This is a genomic window from Variovorax sp. (assembly GCF_035634955.1).
Classification (GTDB): Bacteria; Pseudomonadota; Gammaproteobacteria; order Burkholderiales; family Burkholderiaceae_C; genus Variovorax.
Map to the genome: position 1 here is coordinate 34,280 of NZ_DASQBZ010000018.1, position 18,122 is coordinate 52,401.

The 18,122-nt window shown below is 68.8% G+C and carries 19 protein-coding genes; 7 read left to right on the forward strand and 12 right to left on the reverse strand.

All coding sequences use genetic code 11. From position 1 onward, the window contains the following. The first annotated feature begins 211 nt into the window (after positions 1–211). The gene (htpG, locus tag VES41_RS09175) at positions 212–2,134 is read left to right on the forward strand and encodes a molecular chaperone HtpG (protein WP_324815845.1); all 1,923 of its coding nucleotides are present in this window, start codon (positions 212–214) and stop codon (positions 2,132–2,134) included. Positions 2,135–2,165: 31 nt separating this feature from the next. Here htpG and VES41_RS09180 read toward each other — a convergent pair whose 3' ends face one another. The 7 genes from VES41_RS09180 to VES41_RS09210 all read right to left on the reverse strand — a co-directional run bounded on the left by VES41_RS09180 (position 2,166) and on the right by VES41_RS09210 (position 7,761). Then, entirely contained in the window at positions 2,166–2,594 is a 429-nt protein-coding gene (locus VES41_RS09180) for a PaaI family thioesterase (protein WP_324815848.1), read from the reverse strand. Positions 2,595–2,659: 65 nt separating this feature from the next. After that, a complete protein-coding gene (locus VES41_RS09185; protein WP_324815850.1) occupies positions 2,660–3,685 on the reverse strand; it encodes a serine/threonine protein kinase in 1,026 nt (341 codons plus the stop codon). Between the two features lie 75 nt (positions 3,686–3,760). Then, the gene (locus tag VES41_RS09190; protein ID WP_324815854.1) at positions 3,761–4,876 is read right to left on the reverse strand and encodes a DUF2855 family protein; all 1,116 of its coding nucleotides are present in this window, start codon (positions 4,874–4,876) and stop codon (positions 3,761–3,763) included. A 141-nt stretch (positions 4,877–5,017) separates the two neighbouring features. After that, a complete protein-coding gene (locus tag VES41_RS09195; RefSeq protein ID WP_324815856.1) occupies positions 5,018–5,443 on the reverse strand; it encodes an organic hydroperoxide resistance protein in 426 nt (141 codons plus the stop codon). Positions 5,444–5,489: 46 nt separating this feature from the next. Next, positions 5,490–5,960, reverse strand: a complete 471-nt coding sequence (locus tag VES41_RS09200; RefSeq protein ID WP_324815858.1) for a MarR family transcriptional regulator — start codon at positions 5,958–5,960, stop codon at positions 5,490–5,492. Between the two features lie 86 nt (positions 5,961–6,046). Further along, positions 6,047–6,865 carry a crotonase/enoyl-CoA hydratase family protein gene (locus VES41_RS09205; protein WP_324815860.1) on the reverse strand — a complete coding sequence of 273 codons (819 nt, stop codon included), beginning with the start codon at positions 6,863–6,865 and terminating at the stop codon, positions 6,047–6,049. Between the two features lie 44 nt (positions 6,866–6,909). Then, positions 6,910–7,761 carry a 3-hydroxybutyryl-CoA dehydrogenase gene (locus VES41_RS09210; RefSeq protein WP_324815863.1) on the reverse strand — a complete coding sequence of 284 codons (852 nt, stop codon included), beginning with the start codon at positions 7,759–7,761 and terminating at the stop codon, positions 6,910–6,912. Between the two features lie 101 nt (positions 7,762–7,862). On the opposite strand from VES41_RS09210, the gene purT reads away from it, so the two are divergent. Together purT and VES41_RS09220 are read left to right on the forward strand one after the other, a co-directional pair. After that, positions 7,863–9,068: a formate-dependent phosphoribosylglycinamide formyltransferase gene (gene purT, locus VES41_RS09215; RefSeq protein WP_324815865.1), complete on the forward strand. Its 1,206-nt coding sequence runs from the start codon at positions 7,863–7,865 to the stop codon at positions 9,066–9,068. Positions 9,069–9,207: 139 nt separating this feature from the next. Next, the gene (locus tag VES41_RS09220) at positions 9,208–9,351 is read left to right on the forward strand and encodes a hypothetical protein (protein WP_324815867.1); all 144 of its coding nucleotides are present in this window, start codon (positions 9,208–9,210) and stop codon (positions 9,349–9,351) included. A 10-nt stretch (positions 9,352–9,361) separates the two neighbouring features. On the opposite strand, the gene VES41_RS09225 is transcribed toward VES41_RS09220, so the two are convergent. The 3 genes from VES41_RS09225 to VES41_RS09235 form a co-directional block, all read right to left on the reverse strand. Next, positions 9,362–9,526, reverse strand: a complete 165-nt coding sequence (locus VES41_RS09225) for a hypothetical protein (RefSeq protein WP_324815869.1) — start codon at positions 9,524–9,526, stop codon at positions 9,362–9,364. Between the two features lie 136 nt (positions 9,527–9,662). Continuing rightward, entirely contained in the window at positions 9,663–11,120 is a 1,458-nt protein-coding gene (locus VES41_RS09230; RefSeq protein ID WP_324815871.1) for an NAD-dependent succinate-semialdehyde dehydrogenase, read from the reverse strand. A 52-nt stretch (positions 11,121–11,172) separates the two neighbouring features. Continuing rightward, the gene (locus VES41_RS09235) at positions 11,173–11,406 is read right to left on the reverse strand and encodes a DUF3820 family protein (protein WP_324815873.1); all 234 of its coding nucleotides are present in this window, start codon (positions 11,404–11,406) and stop codon (positions 11,173–11,175) included. Positions 11,407–11,548: 142 nt separating this feature from the next. Between VES41_RS09235 and VES41_RS09240 the strand changes: the two genes are divergently transcribed. Both VES41_RS09240 and VES41_RS09245 read left to right on the forward strand, forming a co-directional pair. Further along, a complete protein-coding gene (locus tag VES41_RS09240; RefSeq protein WP_414719078.1) occupies positions 11,549–12,142 on the forward strand; it encodes a DUF4124 domain-containing protein in 594 nt (197 codons plus the stop codon). A 138-nt stretch (positions 12,143–12,280) separates the two neighbouring features. Next, positions 12,281–12,616 carry a hypothetical protein gene (locus VES41_RS09245; RefSeq protein WP_324815876.1) on the forward strand — a complete coding sequence of 112 codons (336 nt, stop codon included), beginning with the start codon at positions 12,281–12,283 and terminating at the stop codon, positions 12,614–12,616. Between the two features lie 56 nt (positions 12,617–12,672). On the opposite strand, the gene VES41_RS09250 is transcribed toward VES41_RS09245, so the two are convergent. Further along, a complete protein-coding gene (locus VES41_RS09250; protein WP_324815879.1) occupies positions 12,673–13,140 on the reverse strand; it encodes a CopD family protein in 468 nt (155 codons plus the stop codon). 116 nt (positions 13,141–13,256) lie between these two features. Between VES41_RS09250 and VES41_RS09255 the strand changes: the two genes are divergently transcribed. Next, positions 13,257–14,204, forward strand: a complete 948-nt coding sequence (locus tag VES41_RS09255; RefSeq protein WP_324815882.1) for an alpha/beta hydrolase — start codon at positions 13,257–13,259, stop codon at positions 14,202–14,204. Position 14,205: 1 nt separating this feature from the next. Here the strand turns inward: VES41_RS09255 and VES41_RS09260 are convergent, their stop codons facing one another. After that, positions 14,206–15,117: a LysR family transcriptional regulator gene (locus VES41_RS09260; RefSeq protein WP_324815885.1), complete on the reverse strand. Its 912-nt coding sequence runs from the start codon at positions 15,115–15,117 to the stop codon at positions 14,206–14,208. A gap of 105 nt (positions 15,118–15,222) precedes the next feature. Here VES41_RS09260 and VES41_RS09265 point away from each other — a divergent pair, with 105 nt between their 5' ends. After that, positions 15,223–18,099: a molybdopterin oxidoreductase family protein gene (locus VES41_RS09265; protein ID WP_324815888.1), complete on the forward strand. Its 2,877-nt coding sequence runs from the start codon at positions 15,223–15,225 to the stop codon at positions 18,097–18,099. Positions 18,100–18,122: the final 23 nt, after the last annotated feature.

The window sequence follows — 18,122 nt, forward strand, 5'->3', positions numbered from 1 at the left end:
TTCCGTTGACAGGGTCCAGGCGCAAACGTGCAGGACTTGGCGGTCGGGCGGCCTGTGCGATGCCCTTCGGGCCGGCTGGCGATGCCGCCGCCGGTCCTTGAAAATGGGCCGTTTCGCCTCACCTGCGGCCCAGCCGCACCCGGGGCCGCCCGCGCGAGGGGGCACCGCGGCGTCACATCACCAACAACTCTTGCGTTTTTCTGATCGATCCATGACCAGCGCCACCAGCAAACATTCCTTCCAGGCCGAAGTCGCACAGCTTCTGCATCTCGTCACGCACTCGCTGTATTCGAACAAGGAGATCTTCCTGCGCGAGCTGATCTCGAACGCGTCGGATGCCTGCGACAAGCTGCGCTTCGAGGCCATCAACAACGATGGCCTGTACGAGGACCAGCCGGAGCTGAAGGTGTTCGTCAGCTTCGACGAGGCGGCCCGCACGCTGACCATCCGCGATACCGGCATCGGCATGTCCAGCCAGGAGGCCATCGACCACCTGGGCACCATCGCCAAGAGCGGCACGCGCGAATTCATGAACCGGCTGACCGGCGACCAGAAGGCCGACGCGCAACTGATCGGCCAGTTCGGCGTGGGCTTCTACTCCGGCTTCATCGTGGCCGACCGCATCACGGTGGAGTCGCGCCGCGCGGGCCTGCCGGCCGACCAGGGCGTGCGCTGGTCCAGCACGGGCGCCGGCGATTTCGAGGTCGAGACCATCGACCGCGCCGAACGCGGCACCAGCGTGATCCTGCACCTGCGCGAAGACGCCGCCGAATACCTCAACGGCTGGAAGCTGAAGTCGGTCATCGGCAAGTACTCCGATCACATCTCCTTGCCCATCCTGATGGAAAAGGAGGAGTGGAAGGACGGCGAGAACGATCAGCCGGGCGCCATGGTCAAGACCGGCGAGTGGGAGGCCGTGAACAAGGCCAGCGCTTTGTGGACGCGCCCGAAGAAGGACATCACCGAGGAGCAGTACGTCGAGTTCTACAAGACCCTGAGCCACGACTTCGAGCCGCCGCTGGCCTGGAGCCACAACCGCGTCGAAGGCAGCAGCGAGTACACGCAGCTGCTGTACGTGCCGGCCAAGGCGCCGATGGACCTGTGGAACCGGGAGCGCACCGGCGGCGTCAAGCTGTACGTCAAGCGCGTGTTCATCATGGACGATGCCGAGGCGCTGCTGCCGTCGTACCTGCGCTTCGTCAAGGGCGTGGTCGATTCGGCCGACCTGCCGCTCAACGTCAGCCGCGAGCTGCTGCAGGAAAGCCGCGACGTCAAGGCCATCCGCGAAGGCAGCACCAAGCGCGTGCTGTCCATGCTGGAAGACCTGGCGCGCCAGGAGAAGGAGGGCGCGGACGAGGGCGGCGACGAGGCCAGCCGGGGCAAGTACGGCAAGTTCTACGCCGAGTTCGGCGCCGTGCTCAAGGAGGGCCTGGGAGAAGATTTCGGCAACCGCGACCGCATCGCCAAGCTGCTGCGCTTCGCCAGCAGCACCACCGACACCGTCAGCGTGAGCCTGGCCGACTACAAGGCTCGCATGAAGGAAGGCCAGGAGGCGATCTACTACATCACCGCCGACACGCCGGCCGCGGCCAGGAACAGCCCGCAACTCGAGATCTTCCGCAAGAAGGGCATCGAGGTCCTGCTGATGACCGACCGCGTCGATGAATGGGCGCTGTCGTACCTGCACGAGTTCGACGGCACGCCGCTGCAAAGCGTGGCCAAGGGCGCGGTGGACCTGGGCAAGCTGCAGGACGACGACGAGAAGAAGGCCGCCGAGGAGGCCGCCGAATCCTTCAAGCCCCTGCTGGAGAAGCTCAAGGAAGCCCTCAAGGACAAGGCCGAGGACGTGCGCGTGACCACGCGCCTGGTGGACTCGCCCGCCTGCCTGGTGGTCAAGGACGGCGGCATGAGCACCCAGCTGGCGCGCATGCTCAAGCAGGCCGGCCAGCCGGTGCCGGAGGTCAAGCCGGTGCTGGAGGTCAATGCCCAGCATCCGTTGGTCAAGAAGCTCGAGGGCAGCGCACACTTCGACGACCTGGCGAACGTGCTGTTCGACCAGGCGCTGCTGGCCGAAGGCGGGCTGCCGGAAGACCCGGCCGCCTATGTGCGCCGGGTCAATGCCCTGCTCGCCTGAGCGGGCGCGCTGATCGGGGCGCGGGCGCGGACTACGCGCTCGCCGCCTTGCGCTCGACCAGCTTGAAGGTGCCGGTGGCCAGCGCGAGCAACTCGCCCTGTTCGCTGCGCGCTTCGCCGCGCACGAAGCACAGCGAGCGGCCGCGGCGCTCGCAATGGCTGACGGCGATCACGTCGCCGTCGCTGGGCGCCACGAAATGCAGCGTCATGTCCACGGTGACGACGCCGAAACCGGTCGGCGAATGGGCCCGGGCGGCGCACGCCAGCGCGCAATCGAGCAGCACGGCGAGCGCGCCGCCGTGCACTTCGCCGCGGCTGTTGCTGTGGATGCGGTTGCGCGGCATGCGCACGCGGGCCCGGTCGTCGCCGATGGCTTCTCCCTTGAGGCCGAAGGCCTGCACCATGGGCATGGGCAGGCCGAAGAGATGATCGGGGGTGTCGTTGAAGCGAGAGGTTTCCATGAGGCCGCCAGCCTACCACCGCGCGTGCGAATGGCTGGGCCGAGCGACGGCCCGGGCGTGCGCGCTCAGGCGTAGATCGGCTCTTCTGCCATCGCCTCGCACTGGTCCTGCAGCATCTGGATCTGGCCCTTCCAGTAGTCGCTGGTGCCGAACCATGGGAAGTTGATCGGAAAGATCGGGTCTTCCCAGCGCCGCGCCAGCCACGCGCTGTAGTGGATCAGGCGCAGCGTGCGCAGCGGCTCGATCAGCGCCAGCTCGCGCCGGTCGAACGGGCGGAACTGTTCGTAGCCGTCCAGCAGGCCGCTCAGTTGGGTGGTGCGCTGCGCGCGGTCGCCGGACAACAGCATCCACAGATCCTGCACCGCAAAGCAGGTGCGTGCGTCGTCGAGGTCGACGAAGTGCGGGCCGCCGCCGGGGCGGTCGGTCGGCGTCCACAGGATGTTGCCGGGGTGGCAATCGCCATGCACGCGAAGCAGGGTGCCGCTGGGTGGCGAAGCCCCGGCGCCGGCAAGCGCCGTGGCGCCGATCATCTGCAGCGCCTCGTTGCAGGCGCTTTCCCATTCGCGCTGGACGTCCAGCGGCACCTTGTCGTTGCGCAGGAGCCAGTCGCGCGTGGCGATGCCGAAGGCATGCAGGTCCAGCGCCGGACGATGGGCAAACGGCTTCGTCGCGCCGACCGCGTGGATGCGCGCCAGGAACCTGCCGATCCACTCCAGCACCTCGAAATCGTCCAGTTCCGGCGGGCGCCCGCCGCGGTAGGGGCTCACGCAGAAGTCGAAGCCGGCGTGATGGTGCAAGGTGGCGCCGTCGAGCACCAGCGGGGCCACGGCGGGCACTTCGGCGGCGGCCAGTTCGGCGGCGAATTCGTGTTCTTCCTCGATCTGCTCGCGACTCCAGCGGCCCGGCCGGTAGAACTTGGCCACCACGACCTGGCGGTCTTCCAGGTGGATCTGGTAGACCCGGTTCTCGTACGAACTCAGCGCCTGCAGCCGGCCGTCGCCATGCAGGCCCAGCGTGGCCAGGGCGTCGAGCACCACGTCCGGGGTGAGCGATTCATAGGGGTGCACGCTCGTGGGCGCCGGGGATGTCATGGCGCGATTGTCGCCTTGCAAGGTAAAGCGCGGCGCGATGGCCACGCCGGCGCCGGTCTTTGCGCGCGGCGCCGGTCAGCGCAGCGCGATCAAGTGGCCGGCGCGCGGATCTGCGCGTCCTGCCGCAAGCGCCTCCCAGACCATGCTGGCCGCGGCAATGCCCTGCGTCCGCTCGATCCGCAGCCACGGCGCATGGGCGTCGGTCGCGCGTGCCGAAAAGTCCCGCCAGGCGCGGGCCATGCGCTGGCCGAACGTTTCTGCGCCCCATTCGCGCGTGCGGATCCTGATGTGGTCGGGCGCGAAGAAGAACACCATGCGCGGGCCCGGCAGTGTCTTGCCGTTGCCGGACGGGGCCACTTCGTCCAGGTGCGTGCTGCCGATGGCCAGGCTGTGCGCGAGCGCGGTCAGGCGCGTGTGAATGGCGCGGCGCAGGTCGCCGCTGCCGGCAAAGTCGACGAACACGCATGGCGTTTCGGGTGCCAACTGATCCAGTGCGTCATAGCGCAGCACCCGGTGGTAGCAGCCCAGGCTCCGGCAGAAGGCCTCGTTGGCGGCGGAGGTGAGGCCGATCACCTGCACGTCCGGGCGCTGCGACAGTGCCCAGGCGGTGCCGTAGGCGGCCTTGCTGGACGCGCTGGACAGGATGACCAGCGCCTTGCCCTGCGCGTCACGGGCGCCGAAGAACTGGTTGCCCGCCAGATGGTCGTCGATCAGCCAGGAAGTGATGAACAGGGGCCTGAGCAGCGCCTGCACCGCTTCGTCGTCGTCGCGGTACAGCGGATCCGCCGTCACCCTGAAGTACTGGTTGTAGGCCGCCGCGAGCGTCGCGCGGTGCGGCGTGGCATCGCAAATGCGCGCTGGCGACAGGCGGTCGGGCGCCAGCACGGCATGCGTGGCCACGGGCCAGAAGCCGTACAGCCGCTCGCCGACCGCCACGCCCGGGTGCAGCGACTGCACCACGTCGCCGAAGCCCCACGCCGGCACGATGCCCCATCCGGGTTCGCCGCTGGGGTAGAAGTCCCAGTAGTGCATGGCGTCGCCGAAGCCGGCGTAGGTGACGTTGTTGCTGGTCAATGCCAGCAAGTCGATGCGCACGCGCACCTGCCCGGGGTCGAGTGGCGTGTCGGCGCGGGTGCGCACGCGCGTGCGCAACAGCGCGTCGCGGGCGATGAGAAGTTCGGTGGTGGCCATGCGCGCTCCGGTGATGACGCAGGCGCAACTTAGCGCATCCGCGCACGCGCTGCGATGACGCTGGCATGTCCGCCGTCGCGCAGGTGACGGCGGGCTCCCGGTGGCCGGGCAGGCGGCGGCCGGGAGGCGCAGGCCGATCGATCAGGCGATGCTGAGGTCGACGTCGATGTTGCCGCGGGTGGCGTTCGAATAGGGGCAGACCTGGTGTGCCGTGTCCACCAGCTTCTTCTTCTGCTCGGCATCCAGTCCGGGCAGGCTGACCGCCAGCTTGACGGCAATGCCGTAGGCCGCGCCCTCGCGGATCGGGCCGAGCGAAACGCTCGAGTCGATCGACACGTCGTCCGGCACCTTGACGCCGATCTTCGGGCCCACCGCCTTCATGGCGCCGATGAAGCAGGCGGCGTAGCCCACCGCGAAAAGCTGCTCGGGGTTGGTGCCGGCCTTGTTCTGGCCGGGCGAGACGAGCTTGACGTCGAGGTTGCCGTCGCTGGTCTTGCCGGCGCCTTCGCGGCCGCCGACCACGTGCGCTTCGGCGGTGTAGAGCACTTTGTCCAGGGGAGTCGTCATGGTCTTTCCTTAGGGAGGGTTGGGAAACGGAGGGAAATGGCGGCGGTCAGGCCGCCGAACGGGCGATGCGGTCGCGCAGTTGCTGCACCTGCCGGGTCAAGGCCACAACCTCGTCGACCGGGCACTGGGTGGCCGCGAACAGGCAGGCGGGCAGTCGCGCCGCGCGCGATTTCAGGCGGCGCCCGGCGGGGCTGAGATGGATGTGCACCCGGCGCTCGTCGCTGGCGTCGCGCCGGCGATCGACGAAGCCGGACGCCTCCAGGCGCTTGAGCAGGGGGGTGAGCGTCCCGGAATCGAGCGAGAGTCTGTGTCCCAGTTCGGACACCATGAGCCCGTCTTGTTCCCACAGGACCAGCATCACGAGGTACTGCGGATACGTCAGGCCCAGCGGCTCCAGCAAGGGCTTGTAAAGCCGCGTCATCGCCAGGGAGGCGGAATAGACGGCAAAGCACAGCTGGTTGTCCAGGCGCAGCATGTCGTCGTTGGACGCCGTGCGCGCTTGCGGCTTGGAAGACATGCGCAAATGTTAGGCATCAATTAAATTGTGCGCAATCTAATTGGCGGCAACCCTGCGTGGCGCAAGGTCTATGGGAGGCTGGCCGCTTAGCGGCCCGAAAAGCGTGCAGGCCGGCGTTCGACGAAGGAGCGAACGCCTTCGGCCGCGTCTTCGCTGTTCGACAGGCGCTTTTGCGTCTCGACGAAGTCGGCCATGGCGGCCAGCGGGCCGTGCTCGACGGCCTTGAGCACGTTGAGGCGGGTTGCGACCACCGCCAGCGGCGCCTGTGCGGCGATGCGCCCGGCGATGTCGAGCGCTTCGTCCAGCACCTGCGCGTTGGGCACCACTTTCTGGACGAAATTCAGGCGCAGCGCCTCGGCACTGCCGAATTCATCCGCGGTGAGCAGGTGCAGCATGGCGTTGCCCAGGCCGGCGCGCTCGGCCATGCGCAGCGTGGCGCCACCGGTGGCCATGATGCCGCGCTGCACCTCCAGCTGCGAGAAGCGGCACTCCTCACCTGCCACGACGATGTCGGCACCCAGCATCAGCTCGATGCCCACGGTGAAGCAGATGCCCTTGACCGCCGCCACCATCGGCTTGGTCCGGCGGCGCCAGCCGGGCATGCCCAGGTCGTGCGGCTCGACCAGGCCGAACGGCACCGCCTTTTCGCCGCGCTTCATGTACTCGGCGATGGCCGGCAGGTCCAGGCCGGCGGTGAAATGGTCCCCGAACGCGTGCAGCACGCCCACACGCAGTTCGGGGTCGTCGTCCAGCCGGGTGTAGGCCTCGGCCAATTGGCGGAACATCGGTGCGGTCCAGCCGTTTCGCTTGGCCGGCCGGTTGATGCCGATCAGCAGCACGTGACCGCGTACTTCGGTGTCGATGCAGCCTTCGGCCGGCGGCGTGGTGGGTTCAGGGGCACTCACTGGCTTGTCTCCGGTTCTTGCCTGTGGATGGGCGACGGTCCGTCTCAGTACGTGTAGACGCCGCTGCCGGTCTTGCGGCCGAGCCGGCCTGCGGCGACCATCTCGCGCAGCAGGGGGCACGGCCGGTACTTGGAGTCGCCGAACTCCTTGAGGTAAACCTCCATCACCGCCAGGCACACGTCCAGGCCGATCATGTCGGCCAGCGCCAGCGGGCCGATGGGCTGGTTGCAGCCGAGCTTCATGCCGGCGTCGATGTCCTCGGCGCTGGCGGTGCCTTCGGCCAGCACGAAGAAGGCCTCGTTGATCATCGGCACCAGGATGCGGTTGACCACGAAGCCGGGCGAGTTCTTCACGGTGATGGGCGTCTTGCCCAGGCGCTCGGCCAGGTCCTTGACCGCGTCGTGGGTGGCGTCGCTGGTCTGCAGGCCGCGGATGATCTCCACCAGCGCCATCATGGGCACGGGGTTGAAGAAGTGCATGCCGACGAAGCGGTCGGCCCGGCCGGTGGCGGCGGCCAGCTTGGTGATCGAGATGGACGAGGTGTTGGTCGCGACGATGACCTCGGGCGCCAGCAGGGCGTCGACCTGCTTGAGGATCTTGAATTTCAGGTCCTCGTTCTCGGTGGCCGCCTCGATCACCAGTTGGGCCTGCTTGAGGTCGTCGTAATTCGTGCTGCCCTGGATCAGGGCCAGCGCGGCGGCCTTCTGCTCGGCCGTGAGCTTATCCTTCTTGATCAGGCGATCGAGGCTGCCGGCCACGGCGGCCAGGCCCTTGTCGACCGCGGGCTGGGCGATGTCGACCATGACGACGCGCACGCCCGAGGTGGCGCAGGCCTGCGCGATGCCGTTGCCCATGGTGCCGGCGCCGATGATGCCGACGGTCTGGATGGTGTTCATGATGGGATCGATCCTCCGAAAGTAAGCAAACGAAACCGCGGGTGGTCCCGCGCTGCACAGCCTCCATTGTCGCGATCCGGCGCTCGATTACAGTCGCCGGCATGACCACGATCGGCACCCCGCTTTCCCCTTCCGCAACCCGCGTCATGCTGCTGGGCTCCGGCGAACTCGGCAAGGAAGTGCTCATCGCCCTGCAGCGCCTGGGCGTCGAGACGATCGCGGTGGACCGCTACGGCAACGCGCCAGGCCACCAGGTGGCGCACCATGCGCGCACCATCACCATGAGCGACCCGGCACAGCTCAAGGCGCTCATCGAAGCCGAGCGCCCGCAACTGGTGGTGCCGGAGATCGAGGCGATCGCCACGCCGATCCTCGAGGAACTGGAAGCCGCCGGCGTGGTGCGCGTGATTCCCACCGCGCGTGCAGCCCGCCTGACGATGGACCGCGAGGGCATCCGCAGGCTGGCCGCCGAGACGCTGGGCCTGCCGACCAGCCCCTACAGATTCTGCGACTCGCTGGCCGAACTGCAGGCCGCCATCGATGGCGGCATCGGCTATCCGTGCGTGGTCAAGCCGGTCATGAGCAGCTCCGGCAAGGGCCAGAGCAAGATCGACGGCCCCGCGGACGTGAAGAAGGCCTGGGACTACGCGATGGCCGGCGGCCGCGTGAGCCACGGCCGCGTCATCGTCGAGGGCTTCATCGACTTCGACTACGAGATCACGCTGCTGACCGTGCGCGCGCGCGGCGAAGACGGCCAGGTCGCCACCGCGTTCTGCGCGCCGATCGGGCATCTGCAGGTCAGCGGCGACTACGTGGAAAGCTGGCAGCCGCACCCGATGGCGCCGGCGGCGCTGGCCAGGGCGCAGCAGATTGCCGCGGCCGTGACGGCCGACTTGGGCGGGCAGGGGCTGTTCGGCGTGGAGCTGTTCGTCAAGGGCGAGCAGGTCTGGTTCAGCGAAGTCAGCCCGCGTCCGCATGACACCGGCATGGTGACCATGGCCACCCAGTGGCAGAACGAGTTCGAGCTGCACGCCCGTGCCATCCTGGGCCTGCCGGTGGACACCGGCCTCAAGAGCCCGGGCGCCAGCGCCGTCATCTATGGCGGGGTGGACGCGCAAGGCATCGTCTTCGAGGGCGTCGACCGCGCGCTTCGGGTGCCGGGTTCCGAACTGCGGCTGTTCGGCAAGCCCGAGAGCTTCGCCCGGCGCCGGATGGGCGTTGCGCTGGTCCACGCCCAGGACACCGACACTGCGCGCCGGCTGGCCCGCGAATGCGCCGCAGCGGTCGAGCCCCGCGCGGCCGGTTGACGCGCCCCGGCGCCCTGAGGGAAATCCCCTGAGGCGGCGGCGCCACTTCCTGGGGTGATCCCGAACCCCGCCGCGCGCTGCATCGCCTAGTCTCGAGTGCGATCTCCACCGTCGATCAAACAAGAAGAAAGGCGCGCAGATGCACGTTGCTATCGCAATGCTGGCCGGGGCCCTGGTCCTGTTGTGTGTGGCCTCGCTGGCCTATGTCTATCGCCACCAGCGCCAAGGCGCAGTGGACTCCGACGAGGCCTCGCCGAACTCGGGGCCCGACCGGGCCGGCTGACGCGACGGTCTCAGGCCGCGTTCTGGTAGCGATCGATCTGGCAGGCATAGCTGCCGGGCTGCTCCGCGCACACCCCGTACCCGCCGGGCGGCGGGGCGGCGTTGCCAGCGCATCCGGCCAGCACGGCCAGCATGGCCGCCAAGGCGGCACCGAGGGCGAATTGCTTGAGGTTCATGCCGCGCAACATAGCAGATGCGCAATGCCCACTGCGTCGCCACGACGCCGATTGGCGCGGTGGTTCGCGATGGGCGTGGCGCGGGCGAAAAAAAGCCCGGGCGAGCCCGGGCCTGGTGTCATGACACCGGTCTGGTTCAGACCGCCGTCATCATGACCGCCTTGGCGACGAGGTAGGCCTCCATCGCTTCCGGGCCGCCTTCCGAGCCGTAGCCCGAATCCTTGACGCCGCCGAAGGGCGCCTCGGGCGTGGGCGTTGCCGGCTGGTTGATCCACAGCATGCCGACTTCCATGTTGTGCATCAGCGTGTGGGCGTTCTTGATCGACGCGGTGTAGGCATAGCCGGACAGGCCGAACGGCAGGCGGTTGGCTTCGGCAATGGCCTCGTCCAGGTTGTCGAAGCCGCGGATGGCCGCAATCGGGCCGAATGGCTCGTTGTTGAACACGTCGGCCTCCAGCGATACCTCGTCGAGCACGGTCGGGGCGAAGAAATTGCCGCTGTCGCCGATGCGCTCGCCGCCCGTGAGCACCTTGGCGCCGGTCGCGCGGGCGTCCTTCAGGATCTTGGCCATCGCGTCCAGCCGGCGCGAATTGGCAAGCGGTCCCATCCGGGTATCGGCGGCCAGGCCGTCGCCCACCTTCAGGCCCTCGGCATGGCTGGTCAGCAGCTTGGCGAACTCGGCGCGCACGCTGTTGTGCACCAGGAAGCGGGTGGGCGAGATGCAGACCTGGCCGGCGTTGCGGAACTTGGCCGCGCCGGCGGCCTTGACCGCCAGGGCCAGGTCGGCATCTGCACAGACGATCACCGGCGCATGGCCGCCCAGTTCCATGGTGGCGCGCTTCATGTGCTGGCCGGCCAGCGCCGCCAGTTGCTTGCCCACCGGGGTCGATCCGGTGAAGGTCACCTTGCGGATGATCGGGTGCGGGATCAGGTAGTTGGAGATCTCGGCCGGATTGCCGTAGACCAGGCCGACCACGCCCGGGGGGATGCCGGCGTCCACGAAGCACTGCAGCAGCGCGGCGGGCGAAGCCGGCGTTTCCTCGGGCGCCTTCACCAGGAAGGAGCAGCCGCTGGCCAGGGCAGCGCCCAGCTTGCGCACGATCTGGTTGATCGGGAAGTTCCAGGGCGTGAAAGCGGCCACCGGGCCCACCGGCTCCTTGATCACCAGCGACTGCGCCGCCAGGTTGCGCGACGGGATGATGCGGCCGTAGGTGCGGCGGCCCTCGTCGGCGAACCATTCGATGATGTCGGCGCCGGCCACGGCCTCCAGGCGCGCCTCGGGGAACGGCTTGCCCTGTTCCTGGGTCAGGATGCGGCCGATTTCGTCGGCCCGGTCACGCAGCAGGCCGGCGGCCTTGCGCATCAGCGCGGCGCGTTCGTGCGCCGGGGTCTTGCGCCACTTGTCGAAGCCGGCCTGCGCTGCGGCCAGCGCGCGATCCAGGTCCGCAATGCTGGCGTGGGCCACCTTGCCGATGGTCTTGCCGGTGGCGGGGTTGACGACGTCGAGCGTCTTGCCGCCCTGGGCGTCGCACCACTCGTTGTTGATGAGCAGCCGGGTGTCGGGGTAGGTGGTGTTTGCGGTGGTGCTTGTCATGCCTTGAATCCTCGGAACAGAAGAGAGCGAAAGAGAAAGCGGCAGGCGCCGATCAGCGACCGGCCGGGCTGCCCTGGCCGGCGCGAAGCGGTGCCAGCAAGGGCTTGAGGCCGTTGTGGTCGATCTCGTGCATCAATTGCAGCAGGCGCCCGATCTCGCCCTTTGGAAACCCTTCGCGCGCGAACCAGGTCAGGTAATTGCCGGGGAGGTCTGCGATCAGGCAACCCTTGTGCTTGCCAAAAGGCATGGGAAGGGTGACCAGGCGCTGGAGATCTTCCGGCTTCATTGCGTGCGGGGATGGAGGGCGGGCGGAACGGCGCTGCATGAAGGACGCCAGCCCGTCATCATAGGCGTTGCGCCGCAGGCCTGCGCGGCCGCCGCGGCCGGCGCACAATGCGCGGATGCACTTCGCCTGGCCCCACCCCGCCGTGTTCATGCTCCTCCTGGCCCTGATCGGGGGCGCCCCCTCGGCGGTGGCCGAGGTCCTGCGCTGCGTGGACGCGGCGGGCAAGATTGCCTACACCGACGGCAGCTGCCCGGCCGGCGCGCGGCCGGAGCGGCGGGTGGCGACGCAGGCCCCGGTGCAGGTGCTGCCCGATCCCAAGGCCGACGCAGCCGACAGGCGGCAGGCCGAGCGCTCGGCCGCCGAGGACGAGCGCCTGGCTGCGCGCCAGGAAGCCACCGCGCGGGCGGCGCCGCCTGGGCCGGTCATCATCGATGGGCGCGGCAACGCTTCCGCCGCGACGGAGCGAGAGCAGGCGCGCGCCGAGGAGGCCGAGCGCTGGAGCCAGCCAACCGGCGATCCGCTGGTGGTGGAGCCGGGCTGGGAGGGCGCCTATCCCTACGCCGGCGCCGCCCGCCCACCGCCACGCGACCAGCGCCCGCGCATCCGCGGCTGCGATGGCACCGGCTGCCAGGACACGCGCGGCAACACCTACAACCGCCAGGGCCAGCTCGACCGCTACCAGAGCCTGGACGGCAAGACCTGCCGGCCCGTGGGCACCACGGTGGTCTGCCGCTGACGCTTGCTGTCGGGTCTGCGCGACGCTGGCCCGTGTCGGAGTTCACGGACATTCAAAGCTTGTGAACAGCCTTCAGCCTTGCTTAAGTGAGGCGGCGCACACTTTTTTGCCTGGATATTTCATATCAAGGCACATTTCATGAATTCAGTTTCCAGCCGCCCGGGCCTGTCGCTCGACGGCACCCAGATGCGACGCGTGCTCGAATTGCTCGAGCTCCATGCGGAAAGTCCCGCCCGGGCCCGCCAGGCCCTGGACAGCCTGGTCCAGGCCGAAGCCCTGCCGGCGTCGCTGCGCACGGGCGTCACCGCCTTGTTCGCCCTGGGCCGCGCCGAGGCCGACCGGGCCTTGAACGCCGCCTGCAGCGATGACGAGGCGGTCGAATGCCTGTTGCAGCTGCGCACGCATGAAGCAAGGCTCGAGTTCGTCGGCGATTCCGCCCGGCGCAAGGTGACTCGGACCGGCGCTGCCGCCTGAACGGGGCTTCCAGCGGCGCATGCCGCGCGGACGCGCCGCGCCCGCCCTGCCGCCGCTCAGGCCCGCGGCAGCAGCACCACGGCGAACACGACCACGCCAAGCAGCAGGTTGACGAACACCCGGCTGCGTATCACGTTGAGCGCGGCGCCGGCCGCGGCCCAGTCCGACGCCGCCACGGCAGCCACCATGCGCGGATGATGGGTCAGGCGGATGCGCGCGAAAATCGCCATCATCGCCAGGCCGATGCCCAGCATGGCATGCACCGGCCAGCCCACCGCGCCCATGCCGCCCAGCCCCTGCACCATCGCAAATCCGGTGGCCAGCAGCAGCACGATCGCCACCTGAACCCAGCGCAGGAAGCCGGCCAGCACGGCCGCCAGCAGCCGTAGGCGCTGCGGAGGCTCCAGCGTTCGCACCGCGGCGGGTCGGACGCAGAAATGCAACGTGGCCATTCCGCCGACCCAGAATGCCGCCGCCAGCAAGTGCAGGACGAGAAGAAGGAGATGGAAGAACGCAGCTGGCATGAGGACGGGCGCAGGGAAGAAGCCGGCCATCATCGGTGCGGCTGGCGCCTTGTCAAGTTAAGCTCTTTCGCGCGCGGCGCGCCGACGCCGTGCATCCACGCGAGGAGACAAGCCCTATGTTGCATCCCCAGGCCCGCGCCCTGATCGACCTGATGGCCGCGCGCGGCGTGCCGCCCACGCATACCCTCACGCCCGAGGAGGCGCGCCGCCTGTACCGCGAACGGCGCGTCTTCACCCAGCCGGAGCCGCCGCCCCTGGCGCGCGTGGAAGACCTGGCCGCGCCGGGCCCGGGCGGAGCGATCCCGCTGCGCCTGTATGCACCCGTGCCCCGCGAGGCGGGGCCGCTGCCGGTGCTCGTCTACTACCACGGGGGAGGCTGGGTCATCGGCGACCTGGACACGCACGACGTGCTGTGCCGGCAGCTGGCGCTGGGGGCGGGCTGCGCGGTCGTCGCGGTGGACTACCGCCTGGCGCCCGAGCATCGCTTCCCGGCGGCGGTGGACGACTGCATCGCCGCCACCGCCTGGGTGGCGCAGCAGGCGGGCGCCCTCGGGCTGGATGCGTCGCGCGTCGCCGTCGGCGGCGACAGTGCCGGCGGCAACCTGGCGGCCGTGGTGGCGCTGCATGCGCGCGACGCGGGCGGACTGCCGCCCATCGCCCTTCAGCTGCTGATCTATCCGGCCACCGACCAGCGCCGGACCGCCCCTTCGCATGCCGCCAACGGCGAAGGCTATCTGCTGACGAAGCAGTCGATGGACTACTACCACGACCACTACCTGGGCGATGCGCGGCACGACTCCGACTGGCGCGCCTCGCCGCTGTTGCATGAAGACCTTGCCGGCCTGCCGCCGGCCTTGGTCATCACCGCCGGCTACGACCCGCTGCGCGACGAGGGCCTGCAATACGCGCAGCGCCTGACCGAGGCGGGGAACCGTGCAACGCTGGTGAACTTCGAGCGCATGGTCCACGGCTTCGCGCTGATGGGCAAGGCCCTGGACGAGGCGGATGCGGCGATCGCGCTGTGCGTGTACGCGTTGCGGCGCGCGCTGGCAACGGCCGGGTGAGTCAGCCAGCCGCGGTGTGCGTGTCCATGCAGTGCTGCAGGAACACCTGCGCCACGCTGCCCAGCGTCTTGGAGCGATGAACCGCGATCGACAGCGTGCGGCGCAGCTCGGTCAGCGGCGTCTTCAGCTCGACCAGCCAGCCCTGGCCGATGGCATCCGCCACCGTATGGCGTGACAGGCATCCCAGGCCGAGGCCCAGCGCCACCGTGCGCTTGACCGCTTCGTTGCTGCCCAGTTCCAGGTCGACCCGGACCTCGTCGAGCTGCCGCAGCAGCCAGCGGTCGGACGCCTCGCGCGTGCCCGAGCCGGCTTCGCGCAGGATCCAGTTGCTGACCGCGAGCTGGGCCAGGCTCGGGCGCCGTCCGGCGAGGGGATGCTTGGGGCTGGCCACCACGACCATGGTGTCGCTGCGCCAGCGGCGCAGTACCAGGTCCGGGTGGGTGTGCTGGCCCTCGATGAAGCCGACGTCGGCGTCGAAGGCGGCAATCGCCTCCAGCACCTCGTGCGTATTGGTGATGCGCAGCTGGATGCGGCTGGCGGCGTGCGCCTTCTTCCAGCCGGCCATGAGTTCGGGCAGCAGGTATTCGCCGATGGTGTAGCTGGCCGCCAGCCGCAGCGCGGCCGGATGCGTCTCGGAAAACAGGGCCTGCGTCTGCGACGCCTGTTCGACGATGCCCGCCGCGTGCGGCAGGAGCGCCCGGCCGTTCTCGTTGAGCACCAGACGCTTTCCGACTCGGTCGAACAGGGGTACGCCGAGCGTGCCCTCCAGCTCGGCCAGCGCATTGCTGGCGGCGGATTGCGAGCGCGCCACCTGGTCGGCCGCGGCGCGGGTGGAGCCGCCGCGGGCGATGGCGCTGAACACTTCCAGCTGCCGGATGGTCAGGCGCACGCGCGGATCGGTCGGACGGTTCATGCGGAGACGACGCGTGGGGCGCCGGGGGTACTGATCGAATATATCGTTCAGTTATATCTTAATTTCCCGTTTTGCTAATAAGGGCGGCGTGCCTAGCATGCGCCGATGCTCAAGCTCTTCTCCCGCGCGCCCGTGCACAACCCCACGGCCAGCCACACCGCCCGCACGGAGGTCAAGACGACCACCTGCTACATGTGCGCCTGCCGCTGCGGCATCCGCGTGCACCTGCAGGAAGGGCAGGTGCGCTACATCGACGGCAATCCCGAGCACCCGCTGAACAAGGGCGTGATCTGCGCCAAGGGCAGCTCGGGCATCATGAAGCAGAACTCCCCGGCCCGGCTGACGCAGCCACTGCTGCGCCGCCAGGGTGCCGACCGCGGAGCCGGCGATTTCGAGCCGATTTCCTGGGAGCGCGCCTATGAGATCCTCGCCGAGCGGCTCGGCCGCATCCGCGCCACCGACCCCAAGAAGTTCGCCCTGTTCACCGGCCGCGACCAGATGCAGGCCCTCACGGGCCTGTTCGCACGCCAGTTCGGCACGCCCAACTATGCGGCACACGGGGGCTTCTGCTCGGTCAACATGGCCGCCGGCATGATCTACACGGTCGGGGGCAGCTTCTGGGAGTTCGGCGGCCCCGACCTCGACCATGCCAAGCTGTTCGTGATGATCGGCACTGCCGAGGACCATCACAGCAACCCCATGAAGATGGCGCTGGGCAAGTTCAAGCGCGAGGGCGGCCGCTTCATCTCGATCAACCCGGTGCGCACCGGCTACTCGGCGATCGCCGACGAGTGGATCCCGATTCGCCCCGGTACCGACGGTGCGCTGTTCATGGCGCTGATGCACGAGCTGATCCGCCAGGACCTGATCGACCGCCCCTTCCTGCAGCGATTCACCAACGCCCCGCAGCTGGTGGTGCTCGAGGACGGCGAGCGCGAGGGCCTGTTCGCCTTCGACCCCGCCGCCGGACCGCCCGGCGACGGCCGCAACCCGCACAACAAGCTGGCATGGGACAAGGCCAGCGCCAGCGTGGTGGGCGCCTATCCGCAAGGCGTCGAAGACGGCCGCGACCTGGCGCTGGAGGGCCACTATCAGCTGGCGGACGGAACGCGCGTGGCACCGTCCTTCCAGCTCCTGCGCGAGCGCGTGGCCACCACCACCCCCGAGTGGGCCGAGCAGATCACCGGCATTCCGGCCGAGCGGATCCGCCGCCTGGCGCTGGAGCTGGGCGAGACGGCGCTGCACAAGGCCTTCACGCTGCCCATCCCCTGGACCGACGCGTGGGGCAAGGTGCATCCGCACACGCAGGCACGGCCCGTGGCCTTCCACGCCATGCGCGGCCTTGCGGCGCATTCCAACGGCTTCCAGACGGTGCGCGCGCTGGCGGTGCTCATGAGCCTGCTGGGCACGATCGACGCACCCGGCGGCTTCCGGCACAAGGCGCCGTACCCGCGGCACATCGTGCCCAACTACCGGGCCTTCAACGACCCGGAGCAGGTCAAGCCCAACACCCCGCTCAATGCCGCGCCGCTTGGCTTCCCTGCGTCGCCGGAGGAACTGGCGGTGCACGCGGACGGCACGCCCATCCGGATCGACCATGCCTTCTCCTGGGAGCATCCGCTGTCGGCGCACGGGCTGATGCACAACGTCATCACCAACGCCACGCGCGGCGACCCCTACAAGATCGACACGCTGCTCATCTTCATGGCCAACATGGCCTGGAACTCCACCATGAACACCATGGCGGTGCGCGAAATGCTCAACGCCAGGGACGACAGCGGCGAGTTCAAGATTCCCTTCCTGGTGGTGTGCGACGCGTTCCAGAGCGAGACCGTGGCCTTCGCCGACCTGGTGCTGCCCGACACCACCTACCTCGAGCGGCACGACGCCATGAGCATGCTCGACCGCCCGATCTCCGAGTTCGACGGTCCCATGGACTCGGTGCGCATTCCGGTGGTGCCGCGCACCGGCGAGTGCCGGCCCTTCCAGGAGGTGTTGATCGAGCTGGCCTCGCGCCTGAAATTCCCGGCATTCACCAAGGAAGACGGCACACGCAAGTTCAAGGACTACCCGGATTTCATCGTCAACTTCCAGCCGCAGCCGGGCGTCGGCTTTCTCATGGGCTGGCGCGGCAAGGACGGTACCGAGCACCTCAAGGGCGAGCCCAATCCCAGGCAGTGGGAGATGTACGAGAAGAACAACTGCGTCTTCCACTACCACATGCCGCTGGACCAGCAGTACATGCGCAACTGGAACCAGCCCTACCTGGACTTCGCCAAGGACAAGGGTTGGCGCCAGCGCAACTGCCCCGTGCAGCTGGCGCTCTACTCGGACACGCTGCAGACCTTCCGCCTGGCCGCGCAGGGCAAGACCAGCGGACGCCAGCCGCCGGACGCCTTGCGCCAGCGCATCGAGCAGTACTTCGACCCGCTGCCTTTCTGGTATGAGCCGCTGGAAAGCGCATTCACCGACGGCGATGAGTTCCCGCTTGCCGCCATCACCCAGCGGCCGATGGCGATGTATCACTCGTGGGATTCGCAGAACGCCTGGCTGCGCCAGATCCACAGCCACAACTACCTCAACGTCAACCCGGTCACGGCCCTTGCGGCCGGCATTGCGGACGGCGGCTGGTGCTGGGTCGAGAGCCCCTGGGGCCGCGTGCGTTGCATGGTGCGCCACAGCGAGGCGGTGGAGCCCGGCACTGTCTGGACCTGGAACGCCATCGGCAAGGCCAGCGGCGCCTGGAAGCTCGCGCCGGGCGCGGACGAATCGCGGCTGGGCTTCCTGCTCAACCACCTCATCACCGAGGAGTTGCCGTTCGCCGGAAAGACCATCAGCAACTCCGACCCGATCACCGGCCAGGCCGGCTGGTACGACGTGCGGGTGAGACTGCGCCCGGCCCCTGCGCCGGAGGCAGGCGAGGAAGAGCCCGAGCGGAGTCTGCCGCGCGCAGCGAGCCCGCACCGCGTGCAGCCCGCCTGAATCGACCAAAACTAAAACGAAGA